The sequence below is a fragment of the Carboxylicivirga linearis genome (assembly GCF_018271995.1).
GTDB lineage: Bacteria > Bacteroidota > Bacteroidia > Bacteroidales > Marinilabiliaceae > Carboxylicivirga > Carboxylicivirga linearis.
In genome coordinates, this window is record NZ_JAGUCO010000171.1 from 1 (window position 1) to 334 (window position 334).

Below are 334 nucleotides of genomic sequence, written 5' to 3' on the forward strand. Positions count from 1 at the left end.
TTATCTCTTCATTGCAGTGTGGGCATAAAGGCATGGTAAAGTCGTAGAGTTAAACGGATAATATACGTATAAATGTACGGTTGAATTATGTATTTGTCAATTTTTTTGTGTTTTTGGTGTATTAGGATTTAATATCATTACTATGCACAGGAAACCAACCATATATCTGAACGAATTTTCGCATCAAACTACGCCGTTAATTAAGCTGTTTTTTTATTCGAATAGTACTATTGAACAGATTATAGGCAAGTTGGATTATGTGCATTATAGCCATCAATACAAATGCTATTATATTCGGAATAAAACAGAGTATAAGCAGAAATTATTCCAGGAT

Annotated in this window: 1 protein-coding gene; it reads left to right on the plus strand. The window is 31.4% G+C overall.

The window, feature by feature from the left end; genetic code table 11:
- Positions 1 to 142 precede the first annotated feature (142 nt).
- Positions 143 to 334 (plus strand): hypothetical protein (locus KEM10_RS24170; protein WP_212221078.1); only part of this gene is annotated, 192 nt, incomplete at its 3' end.